Source organism: Nitriliruptor alkaliphilus DSM 45188 (genome assembly GCF_000969705.1).
Classification (GTDB): domain Bacteria; phylum Actinomycetota; class Nitriliruptoria; order Nitriliruptorales; family Nitriliruptoraceae; genus Nitriliruptor; species Nitriliruptor alkaliphilus.
Genome location: NZ_KQ033901.1, coordinates 3,774,193 through 3,794,624 on the forward strand (window position 1 = coordinate 3,774,193; position 20,432 = coordinate 3,794,624).

Annotated in this window: 24 protein-coding genes; 9 read left to right on the forward strand and 15 right to left on the reverse strand. The window is 72.8% G+C overall.

The genetic code is table 11. The features are described from left to right. Entirely contained in the window at positions 1 to 945 is a 945-nt protein-coding gene (locus NITAL_RS17450; protein ID WP_052667468.1) for a type II secretion system F family protein, read from the forward strand. A 2-nt stretch (positions 946 to 947) separates the two neighbouring features. Here NITAL_RS17450 and NITAL_RS17455 read toward each other — a convergent pair whose 3' ends face one another. From NITAL_RS17455 to NITAL_RS17470, 5 genes are all read right to left on the reverse strand, one after another. After that, positions 948 to 1,781, reverse strand: a complete 834-nt coding sequence (locus tag NITAL_RS17455) for an ABC transporter permease (RefSeq protein ID WP_052667469.1) — start codon at positions 1,779 to 1,781, stop codon at positions 948 to 950. After that, positions 1,778 to 2,803 (reverse strand): ABC transporter ATP-binding protein, encoded by a 1,026-nt coding sequence (locus NITAL_RS17460; protein ID WP_052667470.1) that lies wholly within the window; start codon positions 2,801 to 2,803, stop codon positions 1,778 to 1,780. The genes NITAL_RS17455 and NITAL_RS17460 overlap by 4 nt, the downstream gene beginning before the upstream one ends. A gap of 122 nt (positions 2,804 to 2,925) precedes the next feature. Continuing rightward, complete coding sequence (locus NITAL_RS27445; RefSeq protein ID WP_157041918.1) at positions 2,926 to 3,087, reverse strand: twin-arginine translocase TatA/TatE family subunit; 162 nt, start codon at positions 3,085 to 3,087, stop codon at positions 2,926 to 2,928. A 227-nt stretch (positions 3,088 to 3,314) separates the two neighbouring features. After that, positions 3,315 to 3,497: a hypothetical protein gene (locus NITAL_RS17465; protein ID WP_157041919.1), complete on the reverse strand. Its 183-nt coding sequence runs from the start codon at positions 3,495 to 3,497 to the stop codon at positions 3,315 to 3,317. Positions 3,498 to 3,575: 78 nt separating this feature from the next. Continuing rightward, entirely contained in the window at positions 3,576 to 6,806 is a 3,231-nt protein-coding gene (locus tag NITAL_RS17470) for an AfsR/SARP family transcriptional regulator (RefSeq protein WP_052667472.1), read from the reverse strand. 147 nt (positions 6,807 to 6,953) lie between these two features. On the opposite strand from NITAL_RS17470, the gene NITAL_RS17475 reads away from it, so the two are divergent. Beyond that, positions 6,954 to 8,087 (forward strand): DUF2510 domain-containing protein, encoded by a 1,134-nt coding sequence (locus tag NITAL_RS17475; protein WP_052667473.1) that lies wholly within the window; start codon positions 6,954 to 6,956, stop codon positions 8,085 to 8,087. Between the two features lie 57 nt (positions 8,088 to 8,144). Here the strand turns inward: NITAL_RS17475 and NITAL_RS17480 are convergent, their stop codons facing one another. Together NITAL_RS17480 and trxA are read right to left on the reverse strand one after the other, a co-directional pair. Beyond that, positions 8,145 to 8,552 (reverse strand): rhodanese-like domain-containing protein, encoded by a 408-nt coding sequence (locus NITAL_RS17480; RefSeq protein ID WP_052667474.1) that lies wholly within the window; start codon positions 8,550 to 8,552, stop codon positions 8,145 to 8,147. Between the two features lie 37 nt (positions 8,553 to 8,589). Beyond that, positions 8,590 to 8,952, reverse strand: a complete 363-nt coding sequence (gene trxA, locus NITAL_RS17485) for a thioredoxin (RefSeq protein WP_052667475.1) — start codon at positions 8,950 to 8,952, stop codon at positions 8,590 to 8,592. A gap of 265 nt (positions 8,953 to 9,217) precedes the next feature. Between trxA and NITAL_RS17490 the strand changes: the two genes are divergently transcribed. Next, on the forward strand, positions 9,218 to 9,568 hold the full coding sequence (locus tag NITAL_RS17490; RefSeq protein ID WP_052667476.1) for a hypothetical protein: 351 nt from the start codon (positions 9,218 to 9,220) through the stop codon (positions 9,566 to 9,568). 81 nt (positions 9,569 to 9,649) lie between these two features. Here NITAL_RS17490 and NITAL_RS29245 read toward each other — a convergent pair whose 3' ends face one another. Then, positions 9,650 to 10,270, reverse strand: a complete 621-nt coding sequence (locus tag NITAL_RS29245; RefSeq protein ID WP_281175605.1) for a type II toxin-antitoxin system PemK/MazF family toxin — start codon at positions 10,268 to 10,270, stop codon at positions 9,650 to 9,652. Between NITAL_RS29245 and NITAL_RS28155 the strand changes: the two genes are divergently transcribed. Next, positions 10,208 to 10,579, forward strand: a complete 372-nt coding sequence (locus tag NITAL_RS28155; protein ID WP_211262478.1) for a hypothetical protein — start codon at positions 10,208 to 10,210, stop codon at positions 10,577 to 10,579. The genes NITAL_RS29245 and NITAL_RS28155 overlap by 63 nt on opposite strands. Before the next feature lie 12 nt (positions 10,580 to 10,591). Here the strand turns inward: NITAL_RS28155 and NITAL_RS17505 are convergent, their stop codons facing one another. The 3 genes from NITAL_RS17505 to NITAL_RS17515 are packed head-to-tail and all read right to left on the reverse strand — an operon-like array spanning position 10,592 to position 13,050. Beyond that, positions 10,592 to 11,437, reverse strand: coding sequence for an ABC transporter permease (locus NITAL_RS17505; RefSeq protein WP_052667479.1), 846 nt, complete (start codon positions 11,435 to 11,437; stop codon positions 10,592 to 10,594). Beyond that, a complete protein-coding gene (locus NITAL_RS17510) occupies positions 11,434 to 12,399 on the reverse strand; it encodes an ATP-binding cassette domain-containing protein (protein ID WP_052667480.1) in 966 nt (321 codons plus the stop codon). The genes NITAL_RS17505 and NITAL_RS17510 overlap by 4 nt, the downstream gene beginning before the upstream one ends. A 60-nt stretch (positions 12,400 to 12,459) precedes the next feature. Further along, the gene (locus NITAL_RS17515; RefSeq protein WP_211262479.1) at positions 12,460 to 13,050 is read right to left on the reverse strand and encodes a helix-turn-helix domain-containing protein; all 591 of its coding nucleotides are present in this window, start codon (positions 13,048 to 13,050) and stop codon (positions 12,460 to 12,462) included. A 128-nt stretch (positions 13,051 to 13,178) separates the two neighbouring features. Here NITAL_RS17515 and NITAL_RS17520 point away from each other — a divergent pair, with 128 nt between their 5' ends. Both NITAL_RS17520 and NITAL_RS17525 read left to right on the forward strand, forming a co-directional pair. Beyond that, on the forward strand, positions 13,179 to 13,946 hold the full coding sequence (locus tag NITAL_RS17520; RefSeq protein ID WP_052667481.1) for an AzlC family ABC transporter permease: 768 nt from the start codon (positions 13,179 to 13,181) through the stop codon (positions 13,944 to 13,946). Continuing rightward, positions 13,943 to 14,260 carry an AzlD domain-containing protein gene (locus tag NITAL_RS17525; RefSeq protein WP_211262480.1) on the forward strand — a complete coding sequence of 106 codons (318 nt, stop codon included), beginning with the start codon at positions 13,943 to 13,945 and terminating at the stop codon, positions 14,258 to 14,260. Before NITAL_RS17520 ends, NITAL_RS17525 begins: the two co-directional genes overlap by 4 nt. A 30-nt stretch (positions 14,261 to 14,290) precedes the next feature. Here NITAL_RS17525 and NITAL_RS17530 read toward each other — a convergent pair whose 3' ends face one another. The 3 genes from NITAL_RS17530 to NITAL_RS17540 all read right to left on the reverse strand — a co-directional run bounded on the left by NITAL_RS17530 (position 14,291) and on the right by NITAL_RS17540 (position 16,547). Next, positions 14,291 to 14,935, reverse strand: a complete 645-nt coding sequence (locus NITAL_RS17530) for a ribonuclease H family protein (RefSeq protein ID WP_211262481.1) — start codon at positions 14,933 to 14,935, stop codon at positions 14,291 to 14,293. A 7-nt stretch (positions 14,936 to 14,942) separates the two neighbouring features. Further along, on the reverse strand, positions 14,943 to 15,212 hold the full coding sequence (locus tag NITAL_RS17535) for a hypothetical protein (RefSeq protein WP_157041921.1): 270 nt from the start codon (positions 15,210 to 15,212) through the stop codon (positions 14,943 to 14,945). A 72-nt stretch (positions 15,213 to 15,284) separates the two neighbouring features. Beyond that, positions 15,285 to 16,547, reverse strand: coding sequence for a class I SAM-dependent methyltransferase (locus NITAL_RS17540; RefSeq protein WP_052667483.1), 1,263 nt, complete (start codon positions 16,545 to 16,547; stop codon positions 15,285 to 15,287). Positions 16,548 to 16,796: 249 nt separating this feature from the next. Here NITAL_RS17540 and NITAL_RS28615 point away from each other — a divergent pair, with 249 nt between their 5' ends. From NITAL_RS28615 to NITAL_RS17555, 3 genes are all read left to right on the forward strand, one after another. Continuing rightward, on the forward strand, positions 16,797 to 17,147 hold the full coding sequence (locus NITAL_RS28615) for a hypothetical protein (protein WP_052667484.1): 351 nt from the start codon (positions 16,797 to 16,799) through the stop codon (positions 17,145 to 17,147). Between the two features lie 163 nt (positions 17,148 to 17,310). Then, positions 17,311 to 18,219: a PAC2 family protein gene (locus tag NITAL_RS17550; RefSeq protein WP_052667485.1), complete on the forward strand. Its 909-nt coding sequence runs from the start codon at positions 17,311 to 17,313 to the stop codon at positions 18,217 to 18,219. A 46-nt stretch (positions 18,220 to 18,265) separates the two neighbouring features. Further along, positions 18,266 to 18,844 carry a pyridoxamine 5'-phosphate oxidase family protein gene (locus NITAL_RS17555; RefSeq protein WP_052667486.1) on the forward strand — a complete coding sequence of 193 codons (579 nt, stop codon included), beginning with the start codon at positions 18,266 to 18,268 and terminating at the stop codon, positions 18,842 to 18,844. On the opposite strand, the gene NITAL_RS17560 is transcribed toward NITAL_RS17555, so the two are convergent. Beyond that, positions 18,820 to 20,421 carry an aldehyde dehydrogenase family protein gene (locus tag NITAL_RS17560; RefSeq protein ID WP_083441712.1) on the reverse strand — a complete coding sequence of 534 codons (1,602 nt, stop codon included), beginning with the start codon at positions 20,419 to 20,421 and terminating at the stop codon, positions 18,820 to 18,822. The genes NITAL_RS17555 and NITAL_RS17560 overlap by 25 nt on opposite strands. Positions 20,422 to 20,432 lie beyond the last annotated feature (11 nt).

The following is a 20,432-nucleotide window of genomic DNA, read 5'->3' on the forward strand; positions in this document are numbered from 1 at the left end:
ATGGACAACCCCGTCCTGCTCATCGCCTTCACGGGGTTCCTCGCCCTGGCGTTGGCCGGTGCGGTGGTCGCCGACTGGGCGACCGAGCGCCGTGACCTTCGACGCACGATCCGCGGGATCCGCGACGTCTCGTCCGGCGAGATCATCGCCGGACCACGCGAGCAGCAACTGGCCCTGCCCACCTTCGGGCGCATCGTGCGTCCCGGGTTCGCGGGGGCAGCTCGCCTGGCCCGGCGCTTCTCTCCGGCCGAGGCCTACGACCGCATCGAACAGGACATCGTGTACGCCGGCAACCCCCCCGGTTGGGATGCCGAGCGGATCTTCGCCTTCAAGATCGTCACCCCGTTCGTCGCCGGTGCGTTCGCCTACCTGCTCGGTCTGATCACCCAGCTGCCCAGCCTGGTCGCCCTGGCCATGACCGTCCTCTTCGCGGCGGCCGGCTGGTACGCGCCCGAGTGGGTGGTGCGGTCACGTGCCGGGGAGCGGCAGAAGGCGATCCAGCGCACCCTGCCGGACACCCTCGACCTGATGTCCATCACCGTGCAGGCCGGCCTGTCCTTCGACGCCGCGCTCAGCAGGGTCGCCCGCAACGTGAAGGGGCCGATCGGGCAGGAGCTGTACCGGGTGGTGCAGGAGATCCAGCTCGGCAAGAGCCGCGGACAGGCCCTGCGTGACCTGGCCGACCGCAGCAGCGTGGACGACCTCAAGTCCTTCGTCGCCGCCATGGTCCAGGCCGACGCGTTCGGCATCCCGATCGCCCGGGTCCTGAACGTGCAGTCGGAGGAGATCCGCATCCGCCGCCGGCAACGGGCAGAGGAGACGGCCCAGAAGCTGCCGGTCAAGATCGTCTTCCCGGTGGTGCTGACCATCTTCCCGGCGATGTTCGTGGTCCTGCTCGGCCCCGCGGCGATCGAGATCTACAACAACATCATCGTCCGCAGCTGAGGTCACATCGACGCGGCCAGGCGCTGACGGCGTAGGGAGCCTGCCCCGAGCGTCAGACAGGCAGCGGCCGCCGCCCAGATGAGCACGCCCATGACCGCGACGAGGGTCGGACTGAGCAGCAGCGTGCCGGTGATCTGGGCGATCAGCAGCACCAGGACCGGCAGGACCATCAGGGAACCGACCTGGTGGGCCGCCTGCAAGGACTTCACCCGGCTGGAGGCGATGACCATCACGCCGAGGCCCAGGGCCGCCAGCGCCGGCGTGACGAACAGCGCGAGGATCAGCCACGTCACCGTCGGGAACCAGATGCTGCCGATGGCGCTGGCGGTCAGCCCGTTGGCCAGCAGGCTGTAGGCGAAGAACCCGACCAGCGCGACCGTGACGGCGGGGATCCACGCGGCCAGGAACTTGGCGGTCAGCAGCTCACGGTCGGTCGTGGGCGTGTGCAGCAGCGCTTCGAGGGTCCCGCGCTCACGTTCACCGGCGAACGAGTCCGCGGCGATGACCGTCGCGGTGATCAGCGGGACCAGCAGGAACAGCGGCGCGAGGAACACCTCGAGGACGAAGATGGCGTAGGCGGCCTCTCCCGTTGCCGCCCGCCCCCCGAGGACCTGCTCCTGGACCGACGGGTCCAGCAGGCCACCGATGGGGGAATCGGTGACGTCCATGGCCTCCGGTACCGCACCGACGAGGATCGTGCTGGCACCCACCAGCAGCAGCGGCAGCAGCACCAGGATCACGAACGGCGCGACGATCAGCGGCGTGCGCACGCCCCGGTTGCGCACGACCGTCAGCAGGTCCTTGCGGGCGATCGCCCAGACGGCGCCGCGGTTCACGAGCGCACCTCCGAGGCGGACCGCGACGGGGGCGGGGGAGGGGGCGGTGGGGGCACGGTTGGCACGGCCGACACGGTCGACACGGCCAGCGGCACGGACCGATCGTGCAGGCGGACGTAGAGGTCCTCGAGGGACGGCTCGATCGGCTCCACCCGGTGCACCTCCAGGCCCGCCGCCACGGCCCGGGCGACCAGCGCCGGTACCGGTGGTCCGCCGGTGACCTCGAGTGTGCGGTCGTCGACCCGCGTCACGGTCACCGCGTCGCCGACCGCCTGCATCGCAGCGACGAGGTCGGCGGCGCCCCCGGGGCGGCCCTGGATGCGGGCACCGGCCGCGCCACCGAACGACCGGCGGAGGTCCGACGGGGCACCGACGGTCAGCAGGCGCCCGTCCCGGACGATCGCGACCCGGTCGCAGATCATCTCGGCCTCGGCGAGGTTGTGGGTCGACAGCAGGACCGTGCGCCCCCGGTCGCGCACCGACTCGACGACGAGGTCACGGACGTCGCGCGCCGCGACCGGATCCATGTTGGTGGTCGGCTCGTCGAGCAGCAGGATCTGCGGATCGTGGACCAGCGCGCGTGCCAACGCGACGCGTTGCTTGAGCCCGGCCGACAGGCTGCGGGCGGGCTCGTCGGCCTTCGCCGTCAGGGTCAGGCGTTCCAGGAGCCGTTCGATCACGGGACGTGCGGCATCGGCGTGGAGGCCGTGGATCCGCGCGTAGACCTCGAGGTTCTCGCGCGTGGTCAGGAACTGGTCGAGCGCCGGGTACTCGGTCAAGACGCCCGTGATCCGCCGGACCGTCTCGCCGTGGGTCTGCGGGTCGAGGCCCTGGACGCGGACGGTGCCGTCGTCGGCTGGCAGCAGGCCGTTGATGACCCGGATCATGGTGGTCTTGCCGGCGCCGTTGTGGCCGAGCAGGCCGACGATCTCGCCCTGCTCGACGTGCAACGACACGCCATCGACCGCGGTCAGCTCACCGAAACGTCGGGTGACCTCGACGAGTTCGATGGCGTTCGGCACGGACGGCCCTCCTGCACCCCGGGTGCGGTGCCCGTCCCCGTTCGGTGCCGGAACCTCCGCTCCTCGCACGGTACCGGTGCGTGCCGCGGCAGGACCCTGGAACGGCCGGAACCTCGGCCAGGTCACCCGATGCCGGAGGCGACCTCGAACTCGGCGTCCGCATCGACACGTTCCGGCAGGCGCTCACCGAACGTCCGGCTGAGTCGCACGAGGCGCGACACGCCGATGACGACCAGGACGATCACCACGATCACGTGGAGCGTGCCGATGCTGATGGCGCCCACGGCGATCACCACGCCGGACCCGCCGTGTGGTGGCTGCCCGAGGGTCTCGGGAGGCGGCCGACCTGTGCTCCGCGGCCGCCTCCCTCTACCACTCGCCCCATCCCCGAGTGCACCCCTACGTCCCCCGGCCGCACCCCTGCGGCCCCCGTTCCCCGCTCCATGCCGTCCCCATCTGTCGATCCTCGCTTCGCTCGTGCCCTGACGTAGCCCACTGTGGTCAGGCCCGTTCAGGTGGGGTTCAGGTCGTCCGTTCGGGCGGCGTCACGCCTCGCCAGGGCCGTGCGGAGCAGCGCCAGCAGCTGCTCGTCGTCGGCGAAGGTGATCGGGCCGTCGATCCCGAGGACCTCCAGCACGCCCCGCAGGTGGCCATCGGCCGGCGCCTCAGCGAGACGCACGATCACCGTGCGCACCACAACCCCTCCTCGGATGCCCCTGCCACGCCACCGCGCGGCCACCCAGCAGCATCCAACACCGCGTTCAGGTCGCGTTCAGGCTCCGGGGAACGGGACCGCCTCGACGCCGAGCTCGCTGACACGCTCGGCGTAGGTGCGGTAGCGGCGGCGCGCCTCCGCCGGCCGGCCGCTACGCATCAGCGCGTCGATCAAGGCGAAGTGGGCCCGCTCGTCGTACGGGTCGGTCTCCAGCAACCGCAGCCAGCGCCGGACCGCGTCGTCGTACCTGCCCGCATCCGCGTCCGCCGTCGCGACCCGGGTACAGGCCTGGACGAACGCGGTGCGCAGCTCCTCGCGGGTCCGCACCGACCAGTCCGCGTACAGCTCCTCCGGGCAGAACACGCCGGTGTAGGCCGCCTCGGCGGCGCGCCAGCGGGAGAGGGCCCGTTCGGGGTGGCCCTGCGCGTCCAGGCTCGCCGATTCCTCGACGAGGTCGCGCAGCTGCACGACGTCGAGGGTGACGTGACGCAGGTCGAGGTGGATGGCGTCCTGGTCGCTGACCAGGAAGTGGTCGCCCGGGTGGAGACGGTCGGGGTCGAGGAGGCCGCGGACGGTCGAGACCAGCACCCGGAGGCGGCGGTCGGCGACCTCGCGGTCGGTGTCGGGCCACAGCTGTTCAGCGAGCCAGTCACGTGACGTGGCCCTGCCGTGCTGGCTGGCGAGCAGCTTGATCAGCAGCCGGGCCTTGCGCGATTGCCAGTCGCTGCGGGCCATGGCCACCCCGTCGCGCAGCACCCGGAACCCGCCGAGGGTCTGGACGGTGACGGCCGCCCCTTCGTGGCGGCTGACCCCCCGGGGCTGCAGGCGAGCCACCCGGTCGTCGTACACCCGGCACCCGATGGCGTGCAGTTCGCTCGCGACCCGCTCGGCCGTCGCGGCCACCACGTCCTGCCGTTCACCCTGGCCCACGACGATCTCGGCGACGGTCAGCTCGGCACCTGCCCGCGCGATGGGATCGTCGAGCTCGCCCCAGGCCAGGACGGCCTCGCGGGCCAGGTCCTCGTCGCCGTCGAGCGTCGCCCGTAGCTCGGTGACGGCCGCGAGGGCCGGTGCGTCGCGACGCGTGACCGCCTCGTCCCGCGCCCGCTCGAGGTGCTCGCGGGCCACCGCGCGCTCGCCCGCGGCGATGGCAGCTCGGGTGGTGGCCAGGCACGCCGCCACGTAGGCCATGCCGGTGCCCTCGGCCACGGCACGGCGGCCGGTGGCGAGCGCCTCGGCCGGGTCGTCGTCACGGATCACGTCCGCGAAGGCCGCCAGCGAGGACACCAGGCCCTGCGCATCCGACGCCGACTCGGCCTCCGCGACCGCGGCCTGCAGGGTCGCAGCCGCACCGGCGCGGTCGCCGCGCAGTGCCTGGACCATCCCGACCTGCTCGAGGCCGTAGACCACCAGGCGCGAACCGATCGCCCGCCACATCGCCACGGCCTCGGTCGCGTCGGCCGCCGCCTCCTCGAGCCGGCCGAGGTGGACGAGCGCCTCGGCGCGGTTGGACAACGCGACGGCGGTGAAGGGACTGAAGCCGGTCACCTCGGCGAGGGACCCGGCGCGGTCGAGCTCGACCAGCGCCTCGGTGTAGTTGCCCTCCTCGATGTGGTGCGAGGCGCGGTTGACCCGGATGCGCACGAGCTGGAAGACGTCTCCGGCTCGTTCGGCGTGCTCGATGGCGCGCAGGTAGTGGGCGTCGTTGGCGCGGCGCTGCCCGTCGAGGGCGGCCAGCATCGCCAGCACGGTGTGGGCCGATGCCAGCGGCCGGTCCTCGCCGAGCTGGAGCGCACGGTCCAACGCCTCGTGGGCCGCCTCGGCGCACGCGTCGCGTTCGCCGCGCAGCCACCGGGCCGTGGCGTACATCGCGGTGCAGATGATCGCCTCGGCTGTCGGCAGGCCGTGACGACCCTGGTCGTAGATCGGCAGGGCTTCGTCGAGCTCGCCCCGCATGTGGTGCAGGAGCCCGAGCCGCCACGCCACGGTCGCGTCGGTCTTGGTCGAGTGGAGGCTCGCGGCCAGCAGCCCCTGCGCGCGGTCCCAGTCACCGACCGTGTGCCGGGCGAGGCCGAGCAGCCGTCGGCCGGATGCGGTCGCTCCGAACTCGGCGGCCGGGCCCTCCAACGCCCTGATCAACGTCGCTGCGGCCCGCCCCGTCGCCAGGTCCGACCCGTAGGTGCCGAGGAGCCCCTCCAGCGCGGGGATGTCGTCCCGTCCGAGGAGGGTGTCCAGGGCGAGGTCGGGCCGGCTGGCATCCAGGAACCAGGACACCGCCGCGGCGACGAGAGCGGCGGTCTCGGGGTCGGTGGCAGCACGCCCACCGAGCGCGGCCCGTGCCGCCGGCGTCGCGCGGTAACCGTCCACGACGTCCGGGGCGAGGTCGAGCAGGAGCCCCGCCCGGTGCACGACCGTGAGCTCGTCGGGCGGCAGGCCGACCGCCTGGGCGAGGGCGGGGGAGAGGTGAGGGACGGCGGTCGCCAACAGCGTCAGCTGACGGCCCTCGGGCGAGGCGGCGTCGAAGGCGTCGACGACCAGCTGCTGGTAGGCCGGCAGGGGATCGGCCAGCACCGGGTCGTCCGGGGAGGTCGCGTCGGTCCGACCTTCGAGCTGGCGGGCGAGCGCGATCACCGCGACGGGCCAGCCGCCGGTGCGCTCGGCGATGGTGTCGGCGATGGCACCGTCGGTCCCCGCGACCGCGGCCGTCCACCGGCGGACCTGGTCACGGTCGAGCGTGAGGTCGGCGGCGGTGAACTCCAGCACCTGCTGCTGCCCGCGGAGGCGCTCGATCGCGAAGGGCGGTGCGGTGCGCGAGGCCGTCACGAGGTGCAGACGGTGCGGCCCGCTGCGCAGCAGCATGTCGAGGAACTGCGCCGACGCGCTCCCGGCGTCCAGGTGCCCGATGTCGTCGAGGACGAGCACGAGGTCGCGTCGCAGCTCGCCCTGGAGCGACTCGCTGAGGAGGCTCGCCAGGCCGGTCGCCCGGGCTGCCGCGTCGGTCGGTGCCGACGGGCCGAGGGGCCCGTCGAGCGCCTGGGTCAGCTCGCGGGGCAGGTCGGGGACCCTGGCACGGATCGCCCGGACCACGTGCCTGGCGAACGGCACCAGGTCGCCGTCCTCCGGGCCGAGCCGGTGGTGGACGGCGCCGACGGCCGCGCCCCAGCGGTCGAGCAGGGCGGACTTGCCGTACCCGGCCGCCGCCGTCAGCGTCGTCAACCGGTGGGTGAGGGCCGCATCGAGCCGTCGTTCGAGCGTCGGACGCTCCAGCCACCGCGAGTTGTGCTCCACACCGCCGCCTCATCGAAGGTGCGTTGTGTCCCGACACTAGCCCTCGCACCCCGCTCCGTGCCGACGTTGCTCTACAGTCCTCCCGTGCTACGAGGGGTAGGGCGAGGTCGACCGGGCGGGTCCGCCCGACGGGGTCAGGAGCGATACGTGAGCGCAGTAGCCGGCTGGTACACCGATCCGAGCGGCGTCACCGGCCAGTTGCGCTGGTGGGACGGTGAGCGGTGGACCGACCACGTCACGCCCGACCCGGCGTTCGCACCCGCCGAGCAAGCCGAGCCGGACGTCACCGACGTCATCACCGAGCCAGAGGCCACCTCCCAGGCCGAGCCGGAACCGACGCCCGAGCCCGACCCGGAACCGGTTCCCGCTGCGGTGGAGCCCGAACCGGTTCCTGAGCCCGACCCGGAACCGGCTCCCGCTGCTGCGGAGCCCGAACCGGCACCCGAACCCGAACCGCCACCTGCGCCCGATCCGGTGCCTGCGCCCGATCCGGAACCGGTCTCCACGGCCGTAGAGCCCGATCCACCTGCGGTGTCCGAGTCGCCCGGACCTCCGACCGTGCCGCCCCCAGGGGCAGCGGACGGTGGCCCGGTGTGGGGGAGCGGGGCAGTGGCTGGTGGCGCAGGGTTCGCCGCCGCGTCGTCGGGGACCGCGTCCGCCCCGTCCACGCCACCGCCGGGAGCGCCTGGGGCCACCCCCACCTGGGGCGACACCAGCGGCGGGTGGGCCGACACGTCGAGCCCGACCTCGTGGGACCCGGTGGAACCAACGCGATCGAGCAAGGGTGCGCGTACCGGCCTGCTCCTCGTCGGGATCGCGGCCTTCGTCGTCCTGGCCGGTGTCGCCTTCGTGTCGATCGGCGTGTTCAGCGGGATCTCCGCGTTCGACGGCGATGACTTCGGTGGCACAGCGTTCGACGGCGATGACTTCGGTGGCACCGCGGGCGACGTGGAGTTCGGCGGCGAGGTGCGGGTCGGTGACGTCGTCAGCGGCAGCGTCCCTTGGGACGGTGCGTTCGAGGTCGATCTCGTGATCGACGCGTTCAGCGACGTCACGATCGATGTACGTGGCCAGGGTGGCTTCGACGGGGTCGCCGAACTGCGGGACGGGTCCGGCGACACGCGAGCGTTCAACGACGACCGGGGTGGGAGCGGGGTCCAGCGCGTCGGTGGCGACGACCTCGACCCGTTGCTGGAGGTCGACCTCGAGGCCGGCACCTACCGCCTGAGCATCCGCGGGTTCGCCGGCGAGAGTGGCGGCTTCGAGGTCTCCATCTCCTGAGCGAGGTGGCGCGGATGGACGCGGTCCTGACGGCACCCATCCGCTCCACCTGGCGGGTCAGGAGGTGCTGGTGTCCAGCCCCGCCTCGGCGAGCTCGTCGAAGCCACCGCCGTTGACCAGGTCGGTGAACCCGAGCTCGCGCATGCGCTCGATCGCCTGCCCCGATCGGTTGCCCGTGCGGCAGTAGACGAAGTAGGCCTCGTCGAGCGGCAGCTCGGACACCCGCGCCTCGAAGTCCGGCTGCTGGACGTCGATCAGCAGCGCACCGTCGACGTGGCCGGCATCGAACTCCTCCGGGGTACGCACGTCGATCACCACGCGCCCGTCAGCCTGCGCTGCGACGGCCTCCACCGTCGCCGCGTCGGATCCGGTGGCCGACGCGGCGTCGGGGTTCGACGTGCCACAACCAGCCAGGAGCGCGCCGAACGCGGCCATGGCCATGGTGGTCAGCGTCAGTCTGCGCACGTCAGGGCCTCCTCGTTGCGACCGATCGTGTGCACGGTCAGGCGGACTGTGCCGCGATCTCGCGACGGACCTCGTCCATGTCGAGGGAGCGGACCTGACCGATCAGGTCCTCGAGCGCCTCGGCCGGGACGACGCCGGGCTGGGAGAACACCACGACGCTGTCGCGGATGATGGCGAGGGTCGGGATGGACCGGATGTTGAACTCGGCGGCGAGCTGCTGCTCGGCCTCGGTGTCGACCTTGCCGAAGACGATGTCGTCGTGGCCGGCAGACACCTGCTCGTAGATCGGGCCGAACGTGCGGCACGGACCGCACCACGACGCCCAGAAGTCGACCAGGACGATGTCGTGGTCGTCGATGGTGCTCGGGAAGGTCTCGGCGGTCAGGTCCACGGTCGCCACGAGGCGTCCTCCAGGGGTGTGGGAGCGGCAGTGGGGCACTGCACATCCGCGTCAACGGAGCGGCATGTCCTGACATTCCCGGCGTGGACGGCCGACGCTCCGCGAGCACCCCGAGGAGGTGGAGCGGATGGGCGCGGCGATGACCGCCTCCAGGCGCTCCACCTGCCCGACACGAGACGTCGGTCGGCACACGACGTCCGAAGGTTCCCGACCGGACCGTCGTACGCTGCTCGCTCCCTTCGGGGTGCGTCGTCGAGGAGCGGGTGTGGAGCCGCCGGTGTGGGAGCGGCCTCCTGCCGCCGAGCCCGCTCGGCCTGCCCGTGGACTGCTCCTCGTCGCTGGGGGCGCCGGCGCGATCGTGTCGGCGCTGGCGACCTACACGGCCGTCCTGATCGGGCTCATCGGTGTGGGCGGCATGTTCACCCCGCCCACGGCCGTCGAGCAGGCGGCCGGGATCGCCGCGTTGACCGTCGCCGGCGCGTTCCTGGCCGCAGGGGCCGCGTCGGTGGCCGTCGCGGTCGGCGCGGCACGACCGGCTCGGATCTTCACCCGCGTCGTGATGGTGACCGCCCCCGGCGGTCTGCTGTGCGGCGTGGCACTCGCCCTCAGCAGCTGAACGGGTGGGGAGGGGTGCCGGAACCGTTGGTTTACGTAATGTCGCTTATGGGGGATTCCGCGGGCTTCGGGAGCGGGCCCCTCAGAGGGCCAGCACCCGTCTGAGGGCCTCGTCCAACGCATGCATCGTCTGACGGCTGAGCGAACCACGACGATCCTCCAGGTCGTCCTGGTGGACGAGTTCCAGTTCGTCGGCCATCAGCCGCCCGGTGAACGGTGCGTCGGCATCACCGAGTTCGACGATGGTCGGCAACGGCCGCTTCGGACGCGACGTGATGCGCACGACGTGGACCCACTCGAACCGGGAACGGTTGCGAGCATCGTTCGACACGATGACGACGGGCTTCGGGTCGTCCGTCTCCAGGTGCGCAGCACGGCAACCGCACTGCTGGGGCGAGCGGGTCAGGTCGCGCCGCCGAACGGCCCCGGCCCCTAGCCCTCTGGGAGGGGCCAGCGCGGCGGGAACGAGCGTTGGACGCGCGGTTCCGTCCGTCAGGCCAGAACAGTACCCTCGTCGCTCTAGTGGGGCGCAGGCGTGGCCGATTGAGGAAGTAGAGGTCCCACGGAAGGTGACACACCCGTGGTGGCCCGCGACGGACCCGCAGGACCCCCGCCGGGAGGACGAGCCACCGTGACCGTGATGGAGCGTTTCGAGGTCTCCAGCGAGCGTGCTGGATCCATCGCCGACCGGGCGATCCCCCAGCGGCCTGTCACCGGCGTTCTGTCTCCAGCGGTCGCCCCCGCGGCCTCCACGGCGAGCAGCTCCTGGGACGGTGCGGCGGTCGTCGTCCCCGCCAGCGCTTCGTACGGTGGTCTGCTCGGCATCGGCGCGGTCGCGGGCTCCGCCGCGGGCGTTGGCGTCGGTGCGTTGATCGGTGTCACCGGTCCCGTGTTGACGTTCGCGGCGCTCATCGGGCTCGACATCGGGGTCCTGCTCGGAGCCGGAGCCGGGGCGCTGCTCGCCCGACGCCACCGGCGTGCCGCCAGGCGGGCGCTCAGCGACGCGGGCTGAGCGCAGGCTCCGTCAGGTCATGCGCTGGTAGCGCCGACTGCTGAGCGGCACGGCCACCAGCAACAGGCCGATGCACCACGCCAAGGTCATCGTCATCGGCCGGGCCAGTGGCCCTCCGATCGCCAGCCCACGTGCCGCGTCCGCCGCAGCGGTGACCGGGCTGTTGGCCGCGAACACCTGGAGCCAACCCGGCATCGTCTCGACGGGCACGAACACCGACGAGGCGAACACCAACGGGAAGATGGTCACGAACCCGGCGGACTGGGCGGTCTCGGCCCCCGGCGCGTGCAGGGCGACGTAGACGAACACCCAGCTCAACGAGAACCCGAACAGGGCGACCACCGCGAAGCTGCCGACGGCGGCGAGGACGCCCTCGCTGAACCGGAACCCGATGAGGTAACCGACCCCCGCCATCAGCAGCAGCACGGCCACGTTGCGCACGAGGTCAGCGCCCGTCCGGCCCGCCAGGACCGCGACCCGCGCCATCGGCAGCGACCGGAACCGGTCGACGACACCGCGCTCGAGATCCTCGGCGAGACCGACGGCCGTCTGGGTGGTCCGGAAGGCGGCCGACTGCACGAAGATGCCGGGGATCAGGAAGTCGATGTAGGTGGTCCCCTCGGGCAGCGCCGTGGTGGCCACACCCCCGAAGACGAAGGCGAACAGCACGACGAACATGACCGGCTGCACGGTGGAGAACACCAGGAGCCGAGGCTGTCGCACGAAGTGGCGCAGGTTGCGCTTGGTGACCGTCCAGGTGTCACGGCCGGCCCACCACCACCGGGGGCGGGCCGGCCGCGCCGATGCGTCCAGGCTCGGTGGGGCAGCGTCAGCGAGCGGCGGCGTCCGCGCGGTCACGCCACGTCCTCCCCCGGGTCGACGGTGACCTCGTCGACCGGTGCCGGGTGGCCGGTCAGCTCGAGGAAGACATCGTCGAGGGTCGGGCGGGCGAGCCCCGCACCCCGGACGTCCACCTCCTCGGCCGCGAGCACGTCGGCCACCCGCGCGAGCGCCGCCAGCGCTGGCTGCTCGCCGACGCCCACGTGGATCCGGTCCGCCCCCACCAGCTCGGCTCCGGGCAGGATCGCGAGGACGCGCTCGCTCTCGCCGGGGTGGGTGAGGCGCACCTCCACCACCTGTCCCCCGACCTGATCCTTGAGCTCGTCACCCGTCCCCTCGGCGATGATCCGGCCGTGGTCGATGACCGCGATCCGATCCGCGAGTTGGTCGGCTTCCTCGAGGTACTGGGTGGTCAGCAGCAGCGTCGTGCCTTCCTGGACCAGCTCGCGGGTGACCTGCCAGATCGTGTTGCGGCTGCGAGGGTCGAGCCCGGTCGTCGGTTCGTCGAGGAACAGCAGCCGAGGGCGCACCAGCAGCGACGAGGCGAGGTCGAGCCGTCGCCGCATGCCCCCGGAGTAGCCGCTCGCACGTCGGTCTGCGGCGTCGCCGAGGTCGAACCGCTCGAGCAGTTCGTCGGCGCGCCGGCGGGCATCGCGGGCGGAGAGGTGGAACAGCTCCCCGAACATGGCGAGGTTCTCACGCCCGGTCAGCAGCCCGTCGATGGCCGCGTACTGGCCGGTGAGCCCGATGCGCTCGCGGACCGCGGCGGGGTCGGCGGTCACCTCGTGACCGAGGACCCACGCACGACCGGACGTCGGGGGCAGCAGGGTCGCCAGGATCCGCACGAGCGTGGTCTTGCCGGCACCGTTCGGTCCGAGCAGGCCCATGACCTCGCCCTCGGCGACCTCGAGGTCGACGCCCGCGAGCGCGTCGGTGGTCCCGAACCGGCGGCGCAAGCCCTCGGTCACGACAGCGGCCAACGGATGCTCCTCGGACAGCGGGACGACGGTGCGGCGGACGATCGGCGCGGCAGGTGGACGCTAGGGGTACTCGACCAGGAGCAGCGCGCGCGTGCCCTCCGCGAGGGCCTCGTAGCGGTGGGTGACGTCCCCGGGGAAGGTGGCCAGGTCGCCGGCCTCGAGGTCGATGGGCGCCGCGTCGGGCCCGACCCGCAGCGTGCCGGCCACGACGTAGACGTGCTCCACGGTCCCGGTCGTGTGGCCGTCGCGCGGCGGGGACTCACCGACGGCGACATCGACGACGTACCACTCGGTGCGCGCACCGCAGCCGGTGGTCGCCACCAGGTGGGCCACCATCCCCGCCCCCTCGGCCGCGTCGATGCGCGGCCCCTCCCCTGCCCGCACGACCCGGACCGCCGGGGCCGGCGGGTCGAGCAGATCCCCGAACGGGACGGCGAGCGCTCGGGCGAGCGCCCAGATGGTCTCGATGGACGGGTTGGCGTCCCCCGTCTCGATCGCGTGGAGGGTCGACTTGCCGATGCCGGCGGCGGACGCCAGCTCGGCCAGGCTCCGGCCGTCCCGGAGCCGGCGCTCGCGGACGCTCGCCGCGACCCTCTCCCGCAGCTGGGCCGCGTCGGCCGGGTCCTCTGCTGCGCCGTCGGTGCGATCCACGTCCGTGCTCCTCGGTGATCTCGGCGAGCGGGCCTCGGCGCAGGACGTCCGCGCGTTCCGTGCACCGGACGCGGCGTCCGGTTCGACAGGACGCCACGCCTCGTCCAGACTACCGACCGATGCCTCCAGTGAACCGGACGATCGCGACCGCCCCCGCCACCAGCGGGGCCGCTCCCGGCTGGAGCGAGACGGTGGCCGTGGGGCTGGCCGTGGGCGCGTACGGGCTGTCCTACGGGGTCCTGGCCACCGCCGCCGGGCTGTCACCGGCGATCGCGACCCTTTCGAGCCTGCTCGTGCTGGCCGGTGGGTCGCAGTTCGCGTTCGTCGCGGTGCTCGCCGCCGGTGGCAACCCGCTGACCGGTGCGATCGGCGGCCTGCTGCTCAACGTCCGCTACGTCGCGTTCGGGCTGGCCATCTCGCGGGCGCTGCCCCGGGGACCGCTCCCCCGTCGTCTGGCGGACGCCTACCTGGTCGTCGACGAGTCCGTCGCCCTGGCGGTCGGCGCCGCCGCCCGCGGCGCCCCACCCGCGGAGGTGACCGCCAGGTTCCGTCGCATCGGCGCGTCGGTGGCCACCGCGTGGATCGTCATGACCGCGGTCGGTGCCTACGGCGGTCAACTCATCGGTGGTGATCCCGAGGTGTTCGGCCTCGATGCGGCGTTCCCCGCCGGGTTCGTGGCGTTGCTGGCCCCCTGGCTGCGCAGCTCGGCGGGCCGACGGGCCGCGGCTGCCGGGGCGCTCCTCGCGGTCGCGCTCACCCCCTTCGTGCCCGCTGGCCTGCCACTGCTGGCGGCGGCCCTCGGCGCGTTCGCCGGCCTGCGAGCGGCACCGGACGCGCCTCGGACCCAGGACGAGGCGACGGACCGGTCGCCGACGACCGACGAGGAACGAGCGTGAGCCCGACCCTGATCGCCATGGTGCTCCTGGCCGCCGGCACCTTCGCGTTCAAGGCCGTCGGCCCCGTCGCCGCCGCCGGCCGTGAGCTGTCGCCCGGCCTGGCACGCGTGGCCGATCTGCTCCCAGCCGCGCTGCTCGCCGCGCTCGTGGCCACCCAGACCGTCGGCGGCGGCGACGGCGGTCTGCAGCTCGACGCCCGCCTGCTCGGCGTCGGCGTGGCGGCGGTCGCCGTCTGGCGCGGCGCACCGTTCGGCCTCGTGGTGGTCCTCGGGGCCGGGGTCACGGCGCTCGCACGGCTGCTCGGCGTCGGTTGACGGCCGGACCTCGCAGGCCGGTCGACGAACTCAGGTGCCCGCGGTGTTCCAGGTGTTGGCCAGCGCGTCCGCGTACTCGTTCCAGCGGTGTCCGGCGTGGGCCTTGATCCACCGCAGCTCGAGCTCGGGACGGCTGCGCATGGCCTCGTAGAGCGGCCGGACCAGGTCGAGGTTCTCCACGGGACCGGCCTTGCGCTTCCAGCCGCGCCGCTCCCACCCGGCGGCCCACTCGTTCACGGTCCGGACCGCGAGGTTGGAGTCGGACCAGACGATGCACGGCGTGCCCACCGGGACCAGCTCGATCCCGCGGGCGATCGCGGTCAGCTCCATGCGGTTGTTGGTCGTCGCCGGATCGTGGCCGTGCGCCTCGTCGACCACCTCGCCGTCGACCACGTAGACGGCGCCCCAGCCGCCAGGACCGGGGTTGGGGACGCAGCCACCGTCGGTGAACAGCCCGCTGTCGGGTCCGCTGGCCGGCAGCTGCCGTGCCTGGTCCAGGGTCAGCTGCGGGGCCGCCACCGAGGAGCGTCCGCCGCCGCGAGGTCGCCCGCCACCGCTGCCCTTGCGGTAGCACGACGGGCAGGTGCGCGGCGTCCACCCGGGGAACCGCTCCAACAGCTCGGCCCTCGGGGTGAAGCTCGCACCGCAGTCGGCGCAGGTGACCGGGTCCGGCACGCGCTCGTCAGTTGAGCCGACGTTCGGGACCCGTCAGCTGCGGCCCGAAGACGTCCTTGGTGTAGGTGCGCGGCAGGCCCCGGTCGAGGAGGAACTCGGCCGGGGAGGCGTCGAGATCGAACCCCACGATCATCTCACACGTGTCGCAGCGGTACTTGCCGAGGCCATCGAAGGCACCGACGAGGTGCTGCGAGCCATCACAACGGGTGCAGTCGCGGCGCTCGTCGAGGCGAGCGTCGGCCAGAGCCGTGGAGGCGGGGGCGGTGGTGTCATCCATGTGGTGAGCGTACCTGTCGGCAGCGTCACCCCGGGGCAGGACGACCATCTCCTTGCGCCGGTGCCCGTCAGGTCACCGGCCAGGCGGGGCCGTGATGACCGCGAACGCCCCTTCATCACCGCGTACGAGCTCGATCCGCCGGCCCCCCGGCCCGGTCCGGGGACGCCCCAGTTCCCGCAGGAACGCACTCGGTTCGACGGCCACGCCGTGCAGGACGAGCTCGACGGGTCGGTCGTCAGCGCCGCGCAACCAGCGCCGGATCGCCCGAGCGCCGGCGGGCAGCACGGTCTCGACGCGTCGCGCCCGCCACCAGGGCGAGGTGGCGAGGTCGCCGTCGACGGTCAGCAGCGCCCGCCGTGTGCTGAGCCGTCGCGCCCCGATCTCCGCACCGAGCTCGTCGTGCAGCCGGGCCCGCACCGCCGCCGGCGCGACCTCGACCAGGAGGTCACCGACCGGACCCACCGGCAGGCGGGGACCACGGGGTCCGCGCGACCGGGTCACCGGCGTGGGGGCGTCCGCAGCGGCGGGGGAGTCCGTCGCGGTCGGGGCCGGCAGGATGGTGGCGGTCCGATGGCTGGCCGCATCGCGCAGGGCGCCGGTCCACGCCACGGCCTCGACCAGCTGCCCACCGACCTGGACGAACTCGAGCTCGGCGCCCGGAGGCAGGTCGCCGTCCTCGGGATCCACCGCCGGGCCGAGGACGATCGCGAGGCCCGCCCGTGCCGCCACGTCACGGAGGTGGTCCACGAGCGCCGGCACCGACGGGCGGTGGTCGGCCAGGCGCCGCACCCGCCGTCCACCGGCACGTCGACCGGGATCGACGTGGACCGGCCCGTCGGACGGGGCGGGCCGCTGGAGCGCGTCGGCCACGACGGTCGTCACCGACAACTCGCGGACGGCGGCGTTGTGGGCGAGGAGTACGAGCCTGCCCTCGTCGAGGTCCACAGCGGTGACGTGGCCGCTCGTGGCGGCCAGCGCGAGCGTGTCCCCGCCGCAGCCGGCAGCACGGTCCTCGACCGCCGCGCAGGCCTCGAACCGCCGTGCTCGCCACGCGCTGACCGTGGGATCGCTGGCCTGTTCGAGACCCGTCCGGGTGAACACCAGCCGGTCCGCGTCGGGCCAGCGTGCTCGGGCTCGGCCACGCGCCTGCGCAGCACCGACCGCAGCAGCCGCCTGCGGCGCATCGAGCCCGTCGCGTCGTCGCGCTGTCACCACCTGCAGTTCGCTGCGACCCGCCTGGAGGTCGGCGTCGGCCTGCGTGATGGCGTCGAGCCCCGCATCGCTGATCAGCCACCGGGCGACGTCCGTGGTGAGGTCGGGCTCGACGGATGGCACGTGGGTGGCCTCCGGTGGCGGGATGCGGCGGATCCGTCGGGCTCTGCTCGCACCGACGGGACGGGCTGCACCTGTCGTCGGACGACGCTAGCGCGCACCCCGAAGTGGGCAGATCGTGGACCGATACGCCCATCCTCGGCAGAAGGTCGGTGCAGAAGGTGCTAGGCGAGCGAGGAACGGACGGTTACGGTCCCGCGCGTGTACCGCCGTCCGGGTGGTACGACACCCGACTCGGAGGACCGACAAGCCATGGCACCCGCCAAGAAGGCCGCGGCCAAGAAGGCCACCGCCAAGAAGGCCACCGCGAAGAAGGCGACGGCCAAGAAGGCCACCGCGAAGAAGGCGACGGCCAAGAAGGCCACCGCCAAGAAGTCGACCAAGAAGGCCACCAAGAAGGCCACCAAGAAGGCGACGTCGGCCGCGTCGGTCGGCAACGTCGTCGTGGCCTCCAAGGTCAAGGAGGCCATCAAGGCCCAGGACGTGCGCATGTCCTCGGAGTTCGTCGACGCGCTCAACCAGCACGTGTCCGAGATCATCGCCAAGGCTGCTACCCGCGCGAAGGGCAACAACCGCGGCACGGTTCGCCCTGGCGACCTCTGATCCTCCGAGCTGTGATGACGGAGGGGCGGCCGCTCGTGGCCGCCCCTCCGTCGCGTCCGGGCAGCTCGGTGTCGACCTCGCCGGCGATCGAACGGGCGACGGACCTGCGCCGAACGGGCGGAGGGTCCGGCGGCACACCACACGCCCGCCGTAGGCTCGCGGCATGAGACTCCTTCGACTCGCCGCCGACCTTCCCGACGCCGGACCCGACCCGGTCATCGTCGTCGCGCTCGACGGCTGGACAGACGCCGGCGCCGCGGGCACCACGGCTGCCGAGCTGTTGCTCGACCAGTTCGAGGTCACCGAGCTCGGCGTCTTCGATCCGGACGCCCTGTTCGACTACCGCGACCGGCGACCCGTGCTCGAGATCGACCGAGGTCAGCTCGGCGTGCCGCGCTGGCCCGAACTGCACGTCGACCTCGTCACCCCACCAGCCGGGCCGAAGCTGGTGGTCGTCGGTGGCGCCGAGCCGGACCTGCGGTGGCGCGCCGTTGCCGACGACCTCATCGAACTCGCGGAGGCGCTCGGCGTCGGACGTTACGTGGGTCTCGGCAGCATCCCCGGCCCGATCCCCCACACCCGCCCGGTCCAGCTGATCTCCACCTCCTCGGACACGGACCTGTTGGCACGCTTCGGTCGACCCCACGAGCAGGTCGTCGTACCGGCCTCGTGTCAGGTCGCCATCGAGGCGCAGCTGCGAACGGCCGGCCTCACCACCCTCGGGCTGTGGGCCCGGCTGCCGCACTACGTCGCCACCGACTACCCCGCGGCGTCCAAGGCGCTGCTCGAACGGCTCTCGGCCTACACCGGGACGCCGGTGGACGTCTCGGGCTTCGAGGACGCCATCGAGGAACAGCGCGTCCAACTCGACGAGGCCGCGGCCGCCTCCGAGGAGATCACCGAGCACGTGCGCGGCCTCGAGGCCATGTACGACGCGGTGCTCGAGGCCGAGCGACAGCAGCAGCTCGACGCCGAGCCCGGACCGCTCCAGGGCATGACCCCGGAGCAGGTGCCGTCCGGGGACGAGATCGCCGCCGAGGTGGAACGCTTCCTGCGCGGCCGCGCGGACTGATCAGCCGCACAGACACCACGAACGGACACGACCGAGGGGGGCCCACGTGGGCGCCGTGTACGACCGCATCGACGACGACCTGCGCGCCTGGCTGGCGCGCCAGCCCGTGCTGTTCGTCGGGTCCGCACCGCTCGACGGTGACGGCCACGTGAACGTCTCCCCCAAGGGCATGGCCGGGACCTTCACGGTGCTCGACGACCACCGTGTCGCCTACCTCGACTACACGGGGTCGGGGACCGAGACGATCGCCCACGTCCGCGAGAACGGTCGCCTCGTGCTGATGTGGTGCGCGTTCGAGGGCCCACCGCGGATCGTGCGCATCCACGGCCGCGGCCGGGTCGTGCTACCCGGCGATGGTGAGTTCGCCGAACTGCGCGGCCGGTTCAGCAAGGAACGCACCCACGGTCAGCGGTCCATCATCGTGCTCGAGGCGACGCGGATCTCGGACTCGTGCGGCTTCTCGGTGCCGGAGATGACGCTGGTCGGTGACCGTGACGTGCTCGACCGGTCGCACCTGCGGCGCGACGAGGCGTACTTCGCGCGCTACCACCGCGAACGCAACGCCGTCAGCCTCGACGGGCTACCGGGCCTGCCGTCCGATCAGCCCGTGCCGTTGGACGGCTGAGCGACCTCCACCCGGAAGTCGAGGTCGGCCGGCACGGTCGCCACGTCCATCTGCGCCTTCTGGAGCTTGCCGGAGTGGTCCCAGTTGACCGACTGCCAGCGGGTCACCTGGTCGAGCACCCACACGCCGGACTGCCGGGCGCCGTTGCCGGACTTGCCGTTCCCGCCGAAGGGCAGGTGTGCCTCGGCGCCCGACGTGGAGTTGTTGATCGACAGCATCCCGGCGGTCACCCCCTCGGCGAACCGGAACGCCGCGCTCGCGTCGCGGGTGTAGATCGCGCTCGACAGGCCGTAGCCGTGCGCGTTGGCCAGGTGGAGGCACTCGTCGAACGACGCCGCCGTCACCACCGGCACGATCGGCCCGAACGTCTCCTCGCGGTACAGCGTGTCATCGATGGTGACCCCGTCGACGATGACCGGGTGCTCGAAGATCCCGGCATCGGGATCGCCGACGAAACCGTCCCGCGGGTTGGCCGACGTGATCCGACCGGTGCCCGTCGACCCGGACACGCGGTGGTGCGGCTCGATGTGCTCGAGCCACCGCTCGAACGCGTCACCGAACCGCTGGCTGAGCATGGGGCCGTACAGGACCTCGCCCGTCGGGTCGCCGATCGCCGCCGACTCGACGGCGGCGGTGAACCGGGCGAGGAACTCGTCGTGGACCTGTTCGTGCACGATCGCCACGCCGAGGGAGGTGCAACGCTGGCCCGCGGTCCCGAACCCGCTGAACAGGGCGCCCTCGACGGCGAGATCGAGGTCGGCGTCGGGCAGGACCACCAGCGGGTTCTTCCCGCCGAGCTCGAGGGTCGGGGCGACCAGGTGCTGGCCGCACATCGCCGCGATGGACCGGCCCACCGGTGACGACCCGGTGAAGCCCACCTTCTGCACGTGTCCGGCGGCGAGCGCCTGCTCGAGGCCGGCGGAGGTGGTGGGTCCGTCGGCGTGGACCACCTGCAGCGCCTCGGTCGGGATGCCGGCGGCCGCGACGCACCGGGCGAACGCGTCGGCGATGGCGGGCGCGTAGTCGGCCGGCTTCCACACGACCGCGTTGCCGGCCAGCAGCGCCGGCACGAGGTACCAGGACGGCACGGCGATCGGGAAGTTGCCCGCGGTGATGACCGCCATGACCCCGACCGGCCGGCGGAAGGTGAACAGCTGCTTGTCGGGCATCTCGGAGGGGACCGTCATGCCGTACAGCCGTCGGCCCTCCGACGCGAAGAAGACGCAGGTGTCGATGACCTCCTGGACCTCGCCCAGGGCCTCGGGGTAGGGCTTGCCGATCTCGCGAGTCACCAGGGCGGCCAGCGCCTCCTTGTTGGCGCTGATGATGCGGCCGAGGTCGCCGATCGCGGCGCCGCGGACCGGAGCAGGCATGCGCCGCCAGGCGCGCTGCCCGTCGACCGCACGCTCGCAGGCGCGCGCGAAGGTCGCCGCGTCCGCCAGCTGCACCCGGCTGACGACCTCGTCGAGGCGCGCGGGGTTCGGGTTCTCGATGGTGGTGGCCCCGGCCACCTGCTCGCCGTCGATGCGGCTGGCCAGGTCGAGGGTCGCGGTGCTCGGTGCGGTGGTGTCGGACACGGTGGTGCTCC